The organism is Streptomyces sp. HUAS 15-9 (genome assembly GCF_025642155.1).
Classification (GTDB): domain Bacteria; phylum Actinomycetota; class Actinomycetes; order Streptomycetales; family Streptomycetaceae; genus Streptomyces.
On the sequence record NZ_CP106798.1, the window covers coordinates 2,532,188 to 2,546,468 of the forward strand.

At 70.0% G+C, this 14,281-nt stretch carries 9 protein-coding genes and 1 pseudogene; 3 read left to right on the forward strand and 7 right to left on the reverse strand.

Going from position 1 to position 14,281, the window contains the following annotated elements; all coding sequences use genetic code 11:
• Positions 1-106: 106 nt before the first annotated feature.
• Both N8I87_RS11615 and N8I87_RS11620 read right to left on the reverse strand, forming a co-directional pair.
• Entirely contained in the window at positions 107-1,480 is a 1,374-nt protein-coding gene (locus N8I87_RS11615; protein WP_263208032.1) for an alpha-amylase, read from the reverse strand.
• Positions 1,481-1,666: 186 nt separating this feature from the next.
• Positions 1,667-1,936, reverse strand: a pseudogene (locus tag N8I87_RS11620) (hypothetical protein); the annotation flags it as partial.
• Positions 1,937-2,228: 292 nt separating this feature from the next.
• Here N8I87_RS11620 and N8I87_RS44320 point away from each other — a divergent pair.
• Positions 2,229-2,504: a DUF6087 family protein gene (locus tag N8I87_RS44320; RefSeq protein WP_411577213.1), complete on the forward strand. Its 276-nt coding sequence runs from the start codon at positions 2,229-2,231 to the stop codon at positions 2,502-2,504.
• 121 nt (positions 2,505-2,625) lie between these two features.
• Here the strand turns inward: N8I87_RS44320 and N8I87_RS11625 are convergent, their stop codons facing one another.
• The 4 genes from N8I87_RS11625 to N8I87_RS11640 form a co-directional block, all read right to left on the reverse strand.
• Entirely contained in the window at positions 2,626-4,335 is a 1,710-nt protein-coding gene (locus tag N8I87_RS11625) for a glycoside hydrolase family 13 protein (protein ID WP_263216395.1), read from the reverse strand.
• A gap of 165 nt (positions 4,336-4,500) precedes the next feature.
• Entirely contained in the window at positions 4,501-5,421 is a 921-nt protein-coding gene (locus tag N8I87_RS11630; RefSeq protein WP_263208034.1) for a sugar ABC transporter permease, read from the reverse strand.
• Positions 5,422-5,434: 13 nt separating this feature from the next.
• On the reverse strand, positions 5,435-6,439 hold the full coding sequence (locus N8I87_RS11635) for a carbohydrate ABC transporter permease (protein ID WP_263208036.1): 1,005 nt from the start codon (positions 6,437-6,439) through the stop codon (positions 5,435-5,437).
• A 104-nt stretch (positions 6,440-6,543) separates the two neighbouring features.
• On the reverse strand, positions 6,544-7,818 hold the full coding sequence (locus tag N8I87_RS11640; protein ID WP_263208038.1) for an extracellular solute-binding protein: 1,275 nt from the start codon (positions 7,816-7,818) through the stop codon (positions 6,544-6,546).
• 432 nt (positions 7,819-8,250) lie between these two features.
• On the opposite strand from N8I87_RS11640, the gene N8I87_RS11645 reads away from it, so the two are divergent.
• Positions 8,251-9,285 carry a LacI family DNA-binding transcriptional regulator gene (locus N8I87_RS11645; protein WP_263208040.1) on the forward strand — a complete coding sequence of 345 codons (1,035 nt, stop codon included), beginning with the start codon at positions 8,251-8,253 and terminating at the stop codon, positions 9,283-9,285.
• A 172-nt stretch (positions 9,286-9,457) separates the two neighbouring features.
• A complete protein-coding gene (locus N8I87_RS11650; RefSeq protein WP_263208041.1) occupies positions 9,458-10,321 on the forward strand; it encodes a phosphatase PAP2 family protein in 864 nt (287 codons plus the stop codon).
• A gap of 791 nt (positions 10,322-11,112) precedes the next feature.
• Here N8I87_RS11650 and N8I87_RS11655 read toward each other — a convergent pair.
• Entirely contained in the window at positions 11,113-14,109 is a 2,997-nt protein-coding gene (locus N8I87_RS11655; protein WP_263208042.1) for a bifunctional [glutamine synthetase] adenylyltransferase/[glutamine synthetase]-adenylyl-L-tyrosine phosphorylase, read from the reverse strand.
• Positions 14,110-14,281 lie beyond the last annotated feature (172 nt).

A 14,281-nucleotide genomic window follows, 5' to 3' on the forward strand; every position in this document is an offset into this window, starting at 1 on the left:
ATCGCTGGCGAAAGGTTTACAGCAAGGGGCTTGAAAGCATCGGTAAGAAATTTCAACTACCGTGACCCCGCACCGCCGTGGCGCAGCGGTGCGGGTCTCGCCCGGGTCAGCAGCTCGACTTGCCCGCGTAGATCGCGAGCGCCGTGTTGCCGCCCAGGGTGGCGGTGAACTGCCCACTGGAGTTCACCGTCACCGTCGTGTTGTTCTGGACGTTGCAGTACGTACCCGCGGGCAGGGACGTCTGGTAGGTGCGGGTCAGGGCGCTCGCCTCGTGGTTGATCGCCGCATACCCCTTGCTCCCCCGGCCGAAGGCGATGGCCTGGTAGCCGTTGTCCCACCAGTTCGTCACCGACTGGCCGCGTGTCGCGTTGCGGAAGGCGACCATCGACTTGATCTCCGGCCAGGCGTGCTGGCACTTCCAGCCGTCCTGCCAGCAGGCGTTGACCGTGCCGCCGTTCGGCGGGCCCGCGTCCACGTCGGACCACTCGTAGCCGGAGTTGATGTCCGGGGCGCCGTAGGGGTAGGCCAGCATGAAGACGTTGGCCAGGGTGTAGTTCGCGCCGTCCTTGTAGTTGAGGGTGGAACCGTTGCGCTCGGTGTCGTGGTTGTCGACGAAGACGCCCGCCACCGAGCTGCTCATGTAGCCCCAGCCCTCGCCGTAGTTCTTCAGGTAGGCGAGGCGCTCGTTGTTGAAGACGCGCTTGAGGTCGTAGGCGTAGCGGAATTCCTGGACGTCACCGTTGCCGGTGTACTCGGTGGGCTGGACGGCCTCGTTCGCGCCGTAGATGACCTCCTGCTTCCAGTAGACGGAGGGGTTGGTCAGGCGCGTCTTGATGTTGGCCAGGTCCTCCGCGGGGATGTGCTTGGCGGCGTCGATGCGGAAGCCGTCCACGCCAAGGGTGAGCAGGTCGTTCATATAGCCGGCGATGGTCTTGCGGACGTACTCCTCGCCGGTGTCCAGGTCGGCCAGGCCGACGAGTTCGCAGTGCTGGACGTTCCAGCGGTCGGCGTAGTCGGTGACCTGGGCGGTGCAGTCGTCGAAGTCGTAGGAGGAGTACAGGCCGGGGTAGTCGTACTTCGTGTACGACGAGCCGCCGGTGCCGGTGCCGCTCGCCGCCGCCATGTGGTTGACGACCGTGTCGACGACGACCTTGACGCCCGCCGCGTGGCAGGTGCTCACCATGTTCTGGAAGGCCGCACGGTCGCCGAGACGGCCCGCGATCTTGTAGCTCACCGGCTGGTACGACGTCCACCACTGCGGGCCCTGTATGTGCTCGGCAGGCGGGGAGACCTGCACGTATCCATAGCCGGCGGGGCCGAGGGTGTTGGTGCACTCACGGGCGACCGAGGCGTACTTCCATTCGAAGAGGACCGCGGTGACGTCCTTGGTGCCCGGCGGGGAGGCCTGTGCGACCGTCGGGGTCATGACAAGGGCGGCGGCCGTGAGGGCCAGCGCCCCGGAGAGGGTTCTGCGTGCCATGTGGGGGTTCCTTCACCGTTGAAGGCTCTTGCTGAAACCTTGCTGAAACCTTTCGGTTGGCGAGATGTTAAAGGCCCGTCACCCAAAAGGGCAGCGGGCCGTTGAAAGTTGATGCAAAAAGTTACGGAGACGGCAGGTCGCACCGTGCTGTGTCAGCCTTGGGGAGCGGAGCCGTCGAGGTGGCGGTCAGCGGGTGGCGCCCTCCGGCCACAGCACGCATACAGGGACGCCGGATCGTTCGGCGTAGGCCACTACGCCCGCTGTGCCGCCGTATCCCCATGCAGGTTTCCCGTCCCACACGGCCAACAGCTGATCGGCCAGGCCGACAAGAATTTCAGATCCGGCCATGTGCGCTTCGGAGGTCGACTCGGTCAGGCCGGTCTCGTGCACCCCACGGGCCCGGCTCAGGAGCCGGTCGTAGACGGGGTGATGCCGGTCCGGCCGGCTTTCGCGATACGTCAGCACTTCGTACACGGAGACGGACGGCACCCCGGCTGCCTGGTGGTACGGCATCCGTGACCGCTCGTGGGCCGCCGCCCGCCGGCCCGGCACCGAGCCGCCCGGCGTGTACCAGAGCGGCCCCCGCCGCCTGTGGGAGGAGGTTCGGGCCGCCCACCGGTGGTGGGAGCTGCGCGGCGCCCGCCGGTCGAGCGATACGGCCTCACCGTCGAACCGTCCGGCGCTACGGTGTGGCTGGACGAGCCGGACCAGCCGGTGCCGCAGACCTCGGCCGGGTAGGAAGCGCACCGTGGAGCCCGAGGACGAACCGCTGGAGGTCTGGGCTGCACGTCGTGACCGGCGCCGGGAAGCGGACCGGCAGATCACCGGCACCCGCCGCGCCGTCCCCCTCACTCCCGGCCCGAAGGCGGCCCACATTGACCCCGAAGGCCCTCGGGTCCTTCTGGAACGGGATGGGCACGCATGGGTGACTGTCGGCGTCGCGGCGAACGCTGACGAAGCCCGCAAATTCCTCGGCCAACCGCCGGGACTCGGTCCCACTCCAGAACGCCACCGCAAACCCTGACCCTGACACTCACCTCCGGAAAGTCGGTCACCGGACATACCGGTAAGGGCCTGCCACCCTGAACAAGTGGCAGGCCCTGGAGACTCGGCAAGCCGTCAGTGAATGCCTCTGACGTCGGCCGTCACGCCGTCGTCCACCACACCGTCGTGTCCGCGGGCACCTTCGCCTCGCCGTCGGCCTCCGTCAGTTCGCCGCTGGTGAGCAGGACGCGGCCGTACGCCGGGGTCGTCACCGACTCCCCCGTCGTGTTCGCGACGCACACGAACTCGCCGCGCCGGAAGGCCAGGACGCCCTCGGGGGCGCGCAGCCACTCGACCGAGTCGCCGGCACCGAGGTCCGGCTGCGAGCGGCGGGCGCTCAGCGCCGAGCGGTACAGCTCCAGCGTCGAACCGGGCACGCCCGTCTGCGCCTCGATGCTCAGCTCGCCCCAGGTCGCGGGCTGCGGAAGCCAGCTCCCGCCGTTGCCGAAGCCGTACGACGAGCCCGTAATGGTCCACGGGATCGGGACACGGCAGCCGTCGCGGAAGCCGTCCTGACCGGCGCCCCGGAAGAACGCCGGGTCCTGGCGCACCTCGTCGGGCAGGTCGACGACGTCGGGCAGGCCGAGCTCCTCGCCCTGGTAGATGTACGCCGATCCGGGCAGCGCCAGCATCAGGAGGGTGGCGGCACGAGCCCTGCGCAGGCCCAGTTCGCGGTCGCCCGCGGTGCGGATCTGGGTGCCGAGGCCGGGCGGGTTGGCGAAGCGCGTGGCGTGCCGGGTGACGTCGTGGTTGGACAGGACCCAGGTGGCGGGGGCGCCGACCGGGCGCATGGCCTCCAGGGTGCGGTCGATGACCGTCCTCAGCTCCTCGGCGTCCCACTCCGTGCCCAGGTACTGGAAGTTGAAGGCCTGGTGCAGCTCGTCGGGGCGCACGTAGTTCGCGGTGCGCTCGACGGTCGGGGTCCACGCCTCGGCCACGAAGATGCGCTCTGGGGGCACCCCCTGCTCGGAGAGCTTGGGGGAGTACTCGTCGAGGACCACGCGCCACTGCCGGTAGATGGCGTGCACGCCGTCCTGGTCGAAGAACGGCATGACATCGTTGCCCAGCAGTTTCAGCTGATCGTGCGAGCCGAGGTCCGGGAGACCCGCCGCCTTCACCAGTCCGTGGGCGACGTCGATACGGAAGCCGTCGACGCCCATGTCCAGCCAGAAGCGCAGGATCGAGCGGAACTCGTCGCCGACCGCCGGGTGTTCCCAGTTGAAGTCGGGCTGCTCGGGGGCGAAGAGGTGCAGGTACCACTCGCCGGGGGTGCCGTCCGGCTCCGTCACGCGCGTCCACGCCGGGCCGCCGAAGATGGACTCCCAGTCGTTGGGCGGGAGTTCACCGTTCTCGCCCTTGCCGGGGCGGAAGTGGTAGCGGTCGCGCAGCGGCGAGCCGGGGCCCTCGGCGAGCGCGCGCTTGAACCACTCGTGCTGGTCCGAGGAGTGGTTGGGGACCAGGTCGACGATGACGCGCAGACCCAGTCCGCGGGCGTCGCGGATCAGCGCGTCGGCGTCCAGGAGGTTGCCGAACATGGGGTCGACGGCGCGGTAGTCGGCCACGTCGTAGCCCGCGTCGGCCTGCGGCGAGGCGTAGAAGGGGCTGAGCCATACGGCGTCCACGCCGAGGTCGCGCAGGTACGGAAGTCTGGAGCGTACGCCCTCCAGGTCGCCCATGCCGTCGCCGTTGCTGTCGGCGAAGCTGCGCGGATAGACCTGGTAGATGACCGCGTCCCGCCACCAGTCGCGGCGCTTGGCGACGGTGACGACGGCGGCGGTCGGGGCCGGGGCGGCAGGGTGCTGCTGGCTCATGGCGTCCTTGATGCGTAACTCGGTTCGGGTCATGGGGGTCTGCGTACGGCGGTGGGTGTACGGCTGGGGGTGTGCGAGGCGGCCGCGGTGCCAGCGGGGTCGGATAGAGCACCGCGGCCGCCACCCGCGCGGTCAGGCGCGCGGGAGCCCTTTCCGGAAGGGGGGTCAGCCCTTCGTGCCGCCGGCGGTGAGGCCGGTCACCAGGTTCTTCTGCACGAGGTAGAAGAACGCGGAGACGGGTATCGCGACGAGCACGGCCGTGGCGGCCATGAGGTTGCGCTGGGCGTCGTGTTCGCTGACGAAGCTCTGCAGACCGACGGCGAAGGTGTACTTGGTGTCGTCCAGCATGAACGTCGAGGCGAAGGCGACCTCACCGAAGGCGGTGATGAAGTTGTAGAACGCGGCGACAGCGAGGCCGGGCTTGGCGAGCGGCAGGATCAGCCGGAAGAAGGTGCCGAAGGGGCTCAGGCCGTCGACGCGTCCCGCCTCGTCGATCTCGAACGGGATGGTGTCGAAGTAGCCCTTGAGCAGCCAGGCGCTGTAGGGAACCGCGGTCGAGCAGTAGACGAGGATCAGACCGAGGTAGGTGTCGATGAGCTGCAGGTCCGAGAGGATCTGGTACATCGGCACGATGAGGACGGCGATCGGGAACATCTGGGTGACCAGCAGCACCCACATCAGCTTCTTGTAGCCGGGGAAGCGCATGCGGGAGACGGCGTAGCCGGTGGTGGCGGCGACCATCACACCGACGACCGTGGTGCCCAGCGAGACGATCAGCGAACTCTTCATCCAGTCGAAGAAGTTCGTGTGCTGGAGGACGAACGAGTAGTTGTCGAACGTCATCTTCGACCAGATGCCTCCGGGGTGGAGGTAGTCGTCCTTGTCCGGGCCGAGCGAGAGGTAGACCAGCCAGGCGATCGGGAAGAGCGCGATCAGGCTCGCGACGACGAGGATGCCGTGGGAGGTGAGGGAGGCGATGAGGCCGCGCTCGCCGCGGCCGCGCGCGGGGCGGCGGTTCAGCGCGGCGAGAGCCTGCGGGGTCACCGGCTTGTCGGCGGTGATCTCGGGAGGTGTCGTGGTGCTCATGGGGGCTCCTGCCTCAGATCGCGAGCTGCTGCTCGTTGCGGTTCAGCCAGCGGCGGTAGAACGAGGTGAAGACGATCAGGATGGCCAACAGCAGGATGCCGTAGGCGGCGGACTGAGCGAAGTCACGCGGCTGCTGTCCGAAACCGAGGTAGTAGGCCCAGGTGACCAGGATCTGCGCGTCTGGGGCGGTGTTGCCGAACAGCAGGAAGATGACGGCGAACTGGTTGAAAGTCCAGATGATGCCGAGCAGTACGACGGTGGAGCTGACGGACCTGAGACCCGGAAGGGTGACGTACCGGAACCGCTGCCAGGCGTTGGCTCCGTCCATCTCGGCGGCCTCGTAGAGGGAGGAGTCGATGGACTGCAGGCCGCCGAGCAGCGAGACCATCATGAACGGCACACCGCACCAGGTGTTGACCATGATGGCGGCGAAGCGCTGCCAGAAGGTGTCCTCCAGCCAGTCAGGTGTCGGCAGGTGGAGCGTGTGGAGGAAGGAGTTGATGATGCCGCCGTCGGCGAGCATGAAGCGCCAGCCGAACACGGTGACGAAGGTGGGCACGGCCCACGGCAGGATCAGGATCAGCCGGTAGAAGGTACGGCCGCGCAGCTTCTGGTTGAGCAGCAGGGCGAGGCCGAGACCGATGCCGTAGTGCAGGGCGACACAGAGCGCCGTCCATACGATCGTCCAGATGAAGTGCGACCAGAAGCGGTCGTACGACGTCGGGCCGAACAGGATGTCCTTGTAGTTGTCGAGGCCGATGAACTTGTACGTCGCATCGATGTGGTTGACGCCGATGGTGCGGGCCGTGTTGAGGCTGTTGGCGTCGGTGAGGGTCAGGTAGAGGCCGTACACCAGGGGGTAGATCACCAGGACGCCGAGCACGACGGCCACCGGGGCGATCATCGCGTAGGCGTACCAGTGCTTCTGGAATCCGTGCTTCAGGCGCTGGCCCAGCCCGGGCCGAGGCGCGCGGTCACCGCGGCGCTTGCCGGTCGCGCGGTCGATGGCGACTGTCATGGTTCGACACCTTCTGGATGTTCAAGGGGGACGGGCTGGGCACGGCCGGTGGCCGCCGGATCTCTCCCCCATGTTCCTGGAGAGATCCGGCGGCCACAGGGGGCTTACTTGCTGAAGTCCGGAACCAGCTTCTGGATCGCGAGCTCAACGTTGCTCAGGCCCTTGTCCAGGGACTCCTTGCCGCCGGCGATCTTGGGCAGCTCGGTGTCCAGCGGGCCCCACAGGGAGCTGTACTCGGGCAGCGCGGGGCGCGGCTGGGCGGCGGCGAGGACCGTGCCGTAGCCGGCGATGCCCGGGTCGGCCTTGACCTGGTCGGTGTAGGCGTCGTCACGGGTGGGCAGCGTGGAGTTCTTCAGGGCGATGGTCGACTGGGACTTCGCCGAGGTCATGAAGTTGACGAACTTCAGCGCGGCGGCCTGGTGGGCCTTGTCGGAGCCGGCGTAGACCGAGAGGTTGTGGCCGCCGGTCGGGGCGCCCGCCTTGCCGGAGGAGCCGGCCGGGACGGTGGCGATGCCCAGGTTGGACTTGTCCTTGAAGGCCGAGCCCTTGTAGAAGTTCGTGATCTCCCAGGGGCCCTGGACGATCGCGGCGACCTTGCCGTTGACGAACGCGTCCTGGATGTGGGCGTAGGCGTCCGCGGTGGTGTCGGCCTTGTGCAGGCCCTTGCCGGAGAAGAGGTTCAGCCAGGTGCCGTACGCCTTCTTGGCGGCGTCGGAGTTGACCGTGATCTTCTTGGCGGAGGCGTCGACGGTGTCGGTGCCCTCGCCGTAGAGGAAGGACTGGGCGTAGTAGGCCTGGGTGGAGCCCCAGTAGCCGTCGACGCCGGCCTTGGCCTTGAGCTTCGCCGCGTCGGCCTTCAGCTCGGTCCAGGTCTTGGGGGCCTCGCTGATGCCGGCCTTCTTGAAGAGCGCCTTGTTGTAGACGAGCGCGAGGGTGTCGGTGACGATCGGCACACCGTACGTCTTGCCCTCGTACTGCGCCTGCGTGATCAGGTTGGACTTGAACTTGTCCTTGTCCGCGAGGGCGTCGGTGCCGTCCAGCGGCAGGAAGTAGCCCTTCTTGGCGAAGGCCGGGGTCCAGCCGACCTCGGAGCGCAGCACGTCCGGGGCGCCCTTGGAGCCGGCGGCGGTGTCGAACTTGTTCTGCGCCTGGTCGAAGGGCACGTTGACGTACTTGACCTTGATGTTCTTGTTGGCGGCCTCGAAGTCCTTGATCAAGGCCTGGTACGTCGGTGCCTCGTTCGTGGCGTTGGACGTGTCCCACCAGGTGATGGTGACCGGGCCGTCCGCCTTGTCACTGCCGCTGTCGCTCCCGCCGCACGCCGTCGCCGTGAGGGCGAGGGACGCCACCAGCGCGGAGGCCGCTATGCCACGCCGCATGAGTTCTCCTTGAGGGTTAAAGCCCGAGTGGTGCAGAGAGCGGTCCCGTCCGCCGCTCCTGCGACTTGCCGACTGCGCCTTTGCGGCCGCCGGGCGTCGAGAACGTAACAGCCATGTAAGCGTTGCGAAAGACCTTGCAGAAAAAAAGTGCAAGAGAGCACAAGGGTTACCTCGCCGTGACCTCTGCTAGACCCCGCCGCAACCGTGTTTCCCAGGAGGTCTGCGGGCAGTGGCACACTTGTGCAAGACTCTGCAAGCTCTTGCCGCCGCTTTCCAGGACGGGAATCATCCCTTGCGGAACGGACGCCGACCAGCCGACCAGAAGGACGAGGGAGCGCGATGACGCAGCAACCCGCAGCGGGCCGTGGGACCGCGCGCGCACGGCGTCCCATTGGTGCGCAAGGTGAGGTACGGCCGGTACAGTCCGGTGCCGTGACCACACGGCTTGCCGACATCGCAGCGCAGGCGGGGGTGAGCGAAGCGACCGTCAGCCGCGTTCTCAACGGCAAGCCGGGCGTCGCCGCCACCACCCGCCAGTCCGTGCTGGCCGCGCTGGACGTGCTCGGCTACGAGCGTCCGGTACGGCTGCGGCAGCGCAGCGAGGGCCTGGTGGGCCTGATAACCCCGGAGCTGGAGAACCCGATATTCCCGGCGCTGGCCCAGGTCATCGGCCAGGCGCTGACCCGGCAGGGCTACACGCCGATTCTGGCCACGCAGACGCCGGGCGGGTCGACGGAGGACGAGCTGACCGAGATGCTCGTCGACCGCGGGGTCGCCGGGATCATCTATGTCTCCGGACTGCACGCGGACACCACCGCCGACATGCAGCGCTATGAGCGGCTGCGGGCGCAGGGCGTGCCGTTCGTGCTGGTCGACGGCTTCTCGCCGAAGGTGCAGGCGCCGTTCATCTCGCCGGACGACCGGGCGGCGATGACGCTGGCCGTGACGCACCTCGCCTCCCTGGGGCACACCCGCATCGGACTCGCCCTGGGGCCGAAGCGGTACGTGCCCGTGCAGCGCAAGATCGAGGGCTTCGTGCGCGCGATGCAGGACCAGGTGGGTCTGAACGCCGAGGTGATCGAGACGGAGCTCGTGCAGCACTCGCTGTTCACCCTGGAGGGCGGCCAGGCGGCCGCCACGGCGCTCATCGAGCGAGGCTGTACGGCGGTGGTCTGCGCCAGCGACATGATGGCTCTGGGCGCGATACGGGCGGCCCGCCAGCGGGGTCTGGAAGTGCCCCGGGACGTCTCGGTCGTGGGCTTCGACGACTCCCCGCTGATCGCCTTCACCGACCCGCCGCTGACCACGGTCCGCAAGCCGGTGCCGGCGATGGGACAGGCCGCGGTGCGCACGCTGCTGGAGGAGATCGGGGGGACGCCCGCCCCGCACAGCGAGTTCGTCTTCATGCCGGAACTGGTGGTGCGCGGCTCGACCGCTTCGGCCCCGGGTGAGCGGAATCGTCCCTGATTCCTGCCTGGTTCCTGAAGCCTCCTAGAGTCCTCCCTGAAGGGGAGAAATCCCCCATCCCGCACGCTGCGCCGGCAGGAGGGCCGGGAGTCCTCCCACGGTAGAACGTGCGGCAGGAACCCGGCCTTGGGATGATCGGTCGGACAAGCCTTTTCTGGCAGACTCTGTGCCTATGAGTGACTCGACCGTGACAGAACCGGAAGGTCGCGAGCAGGTGGCCGTTCCGCAGTCAGTCACGGGCGAGGGCGAGCAGGGTTTCCTCCGCCGGTTGCGCACTCCGCGGCGGCCCCGTCTCTGGTTCGAGGTCCTGCTGATCGCGGTGAGTTACTGGACGTACTCGCTCATCCGCAACGCGGTACCGGAGCAACGGGGTGGGGCGCTGCGCAACGCCGACTGGCTCTGGAGGACCGAGCACCGGCTGGGAATCGCCGTCGAGGAGTCGGTCAACCACACCGTGAACTCGGTGTCTTGGCTGATCGTGGGCATGAACTACTACTACGCGACGCTGCACTTCGTGGTGACGCTGGCCGTGCTGGTGTGGCTGTACCGCAGCCACCCGGGGCGTTACGCGGCGACCCGACTGGTGTTGTTCGCGACGACGGGCGTGGCCCTGGTCGGTTACTATCTGTATCCACTCGCCCCGCCCCGGTTGATGAACGGCGGCCACTTCGTCGACACCGTGATGATCCACCACACCTGGGGTTCGATGGCCTCGGGGGATCTGAAGCACATGTCGAACCAGTACGCCGCGATGCCGTCGATGCACATCGGCTGGTCCCTGTGGTGCGGCCTGACGATCTTCGCGCTGGCCAGAACCCCATGGGTCCGCGTCCTGGGCCTGTTCTACCCGGCGTCGACCCTGCTGGTCATCGTCGCCACGGCCAACCACTTCTGGCTGGACGCGGTGGGCGGCATCCTCTGCCTCACCTTCGGCTTCACGGTGGCACGCCTGTGGTACGGCACCCTGCCGTACACAATGCCGAGGGTGGCACCGGGGCGGGGCAGGGTGGGCCCACTGCTCCCGAACAAGGCGTGACCACTGCGTGGCTCGGCAGGGGGTTCAACTTTCCGGCACCGCCGGCGGGCGACAGCGGCTGGTGGGGCCGCGGGGGTCCGGCCGGTTGGGCACTGCCAACGGGGCCGCGGGGGGTCCAGCCGAGTACGGCACCGCCGGCGGGCGACAGCGGCAGGTGGGGCCGCGGGGGTCCGGCCGGTTGGGCACTGCCAACGGGGCCGCGGGGGGTCCAGCCGAGTACGGCACCGCCGGCGGGCGACAGCGGCAGGTGGGGCCGCGGGGGTCCGGCCGGTTGGGCACTGCCAACGGGGCCGCGGGGGGTCCAGCCGAGTACGGCACCGCCGGCGGGCGACAGCGGCAGGTGGGGCCGCGGGGGTCCGGCCGAGTACGGCACCGCCGGTCAACGCCGTGGCGGCTGAGCGCCGTGGCGGCGGATTCTGGTGAGTGGCGATGTTCTTGCAGCCGCGGCATGCGGTGGCATCGGCGGCAGTCGCCGACCGCAGAACAGCCTGGCAACAGGCAGCCACCGCCACTGCGCCTGGCGGCGGCCGCAGCACCCTCACCGTCGACAGCGGGGTGGTCGTGATCCCTCGCAGCAGTGCGCCGGCGGCGCGCCGGCGCAGCCCGACAGAGCCGCGCCCGCCCTCTGGGGCCGCCCGCCCATGACCTGCCGCAGCGGCGACCGGCCACGACAGTGGAGACCGGCGGTTTCACCGCGTACCCGCACCACCACAGCCTTCGCACACCCCCCGAACCGTCACGGCAGTGAAGCCCCGCACCACCGGTGAACCCCCTGCCGAACCGCCGGAGGCTCACGCTCCGTAGAAGAGTTCTTCCATCACCGCCCGTGCCCTGCGCGTCGTGCGGCGGTAGGCGTCGAGCATGTCGCCCGCGTGGCCGGGGCCGTAGCCGAGGTAGCGGCCGACCGCGGCCAGTTCGCGGCGTTCCGAGGGGAACGTGTCGCCGGCCCGGCCGCGGACCAGCATGACGGCGTTGCGGACGCGTGTGGCGAGGACCCAGGCCTCGTCCAGGGTCGCCGCGTCCTCGGTGGAGATCAGGTCCGCCGCGCGGGCGGCGGCCAGCGCCTCGCGGGTGCGCGTGGTGCGCAGGCCGGGCTCCACCCAGCCGTGCCGGAGCTGAAGCAGTTGGACGGTCCACTCGACGTCGGAGAGGCCGCCGGGGCCCAGCTTGGTGTGGAGCTTGGGGTCGGCGCCGCGCGGGAGGCGCTCGGACTCCATGCGGGCCTTCAGGCGCCGGATCTCGCGGACCGCCTCGTCGCCGAGGCCCTCCGCCGGGTAGCGCAGGGGGTCGATGAGCTCGATGAAGCGGCCGGCCAGTTCCTCGTCCCCGGCGACCGGCTCGGCCCGCAGCAGCGCCTGCGACTCCCAGACCAGGGACCAGCGGCGGTAGTAGGCCTCGTACGACTTCAGGGTCCGCACGAGCGGGCCCGACTTGCCCTCCGGGCGCAGGTCCGCGTCGATGAGCAGGGGCGGGTCGGCGCTGGGGATCTGGAGCAGGCGGCGCATCTCGGAGACGACCTTGTTGGCCGCGTCCGCGGCCTCCCGTTCCTCGACGCCCTCCCGCGGCTCGTGCACGAACAGGACGTCGGCGTCGGAGCCGTATCCCAGTTCGTTGCCGCCGAACCGGCCCATGCCGATGACCGCGAAGCGGGTGGGCAGCGTGTCGCCCCAGCCCTCGCGGACCACGGCCCGCAGCGTGCCCGCGAGCGTCGCCGCCGTGAGGTCGGAGACGGCGGTGCCGACGCGGTCGACCAGCGCTCCCTGGTCGGGTTCGGCGGGCTTCGTCTCGGTGCCGTAGGAGTCGACGATGTCCGCGGCGGCCGTACGGAACAGTTCCCGGCGGCGCACGCCACGTGCGGCCGTGACGGCCTGCGCCGCGTTCTCGGCGCGGCCGACCGCGGCGAGTATCTCCTGCTCCAGGTGCGCGCGGCCGCGCGGTTCCAGCCCGCTGCCGCCGTCCCCGTCGCCGAGCAGGGCGACCGCCTCGGGGGCGCGCATCAGCAGGTCGGGGGCGAGGCGCCCGGCGGACAGGACGCGGGCGAGGTTCTCGGCCGCGGCGCCCTCGTCGCGCAGCAGCCGCAGATACCAGGGCGTCTTGCCGAGCGCGTCGGAGACCTTGCGGAAGTTGAGCAGGCCGGCGTCGGGGTCGGCGGAGTCCGCGAACCAGCCCAGCAGGACCGGCAGCAGGGTGCGCTGGATGGCGGCCTTGCGGGTGACGCCCGAGGCCAGCGCCTCCAGGTGGCGCAGGGCGGCGGCGGGGTCGGCGTAGCCGAGGGCTACCAGGCGTTCGCGGGCCGCCTCGGGGCTCAGCCGGGCCTCGCCGGGGGCGAGCTGGGCGACGGCGTCGAGCAGCGGGCGGTAGAAGAGCTTCTCGTGCAGACGCCGTACGACGCCCGTGTGCCGCTTCCACTCGCGGGTCAGCTCGGCCACCGGGTCGGCGCGCAGCCCCAGGGAGCGGCCCAGGCGGCGCAGGTCGGCCTCCTCCTCGGGGACGAGGTGGGTACGGCGCAGCCGGTAGAGCTGGATGCGGTGCTCCATGGAGCGCAGGAAGCGGTAGGCCTCGTCGAGCTGGACGGCGTCCGCGCGGCCGACGTAGCCGCCGTCGGCCAGGGCCCCGAGGGCGTCCAGGGTGGTGCCGCTGCGCAGCGAGGCGTCGGAGCGGGCGTGCACCAGTTGCAGCAGCTGGACGGCGAACTCGACGTCCCGCAGCCCGCCGGGGCCGAGCTTCAGCTCGCGCTCGATCTCGGCGGCGGGGATGTTCTCGACGACGCGGCGGCGCATCTTCTGCACGTCGGCGACGAAGTTCTCGCGTTCCGCGGCCTTCCAGACCAGGGGGTCGAGCGCGGCGATGTAGTCCTGCCCCAGTTCGCCGTCGCCGGCCACCGGGCGGGCCTTGAGCAGCGCCTGGAACTCCCAGGTCTTGGCCCAGCGCTGGTAGTAGGCGAGGTGGCTGCTGAGGGTGCGGACGAGAGGGCCGTTGCGGCCCTCGGGGCGGAGATTGGCGTCCACGGGCCAGATGGAGCCCTCGACCGTCGTCTCCGAGCAGATCCGCATCATGTGCGAGGCCAGTCTGGTGGCGGAGCGCAGCGCCTTGCCCTCGTCGGCTCCGTCCAGGGCCTCGCCGACGAAGATCACGTCCACGTCGGAGACGTAGTTCAGCTCGTGGCCGCCGCACTTGCCCATCGCGATCACCGCGAGCCGGCACAGGGCCGCGTCGTCGGGGGCGGCGGCCGCGGCGATGCCGAGGGCGGCGCGCAGGGTGGCGGTGGCGAGGTCGGCGAGCTCGGCGGCGGTTTCGGCGACGCCGGTGGTGCCGCACACGTCACGGGCGACGATGGACAGCAGGCAGCGCCGGTAGGCGACGCGCAGGGAGACCGGGTCGGTCGCGTCGGCCAGGCCCCGCTCGAACTCCTCGACCCCGGGGTGCAGGTCGCGTGGCTCGTAGGTGACGAGCGCCTCCCAGTCGCGCGGGTGCCGGGCGAGGTGGTCGGCGAGGGCGGCGGAGGCGCCGAGGACACCGAGCAGACGGTCGCGCAGGGGCTTGGCCGCTATCAGGGTGTCCAGCAGCTCGCGGTGGGCCGTGGGGCCGGGCTGGGCCTCCAGGAGCCGTACGAGTCCGTGCAGGGCGAGGTCCGGGTCGGCGGTGGCGCCCAGCGCCTCCAGGAGGACCGGGTCGTCGCGGACGGCGGAGAGCTCGGCGCTGTCCAGGAGCCGCTCGGCCGCCGAGGGGTCGGTGAAACCGTGCCGCAGCAGCCGCGTGAAGGTACTGCTCCTGCGCCCCGGCGTCATCCGCGGCCTCCCCTCGGATCAAGGTCGTCCTGGCCCGAGCCTAACCGGAGAGTCCGACACCGGCTCCGAAGCGGTCGGCGCGGCATTCCGCCCCCGCGCCCGCCTGGTCCACGGTGGCCGAGCCGCTCCGGATCTCCACCGTACGGCCGGACGGGCGACCCCGCGGGCGAGG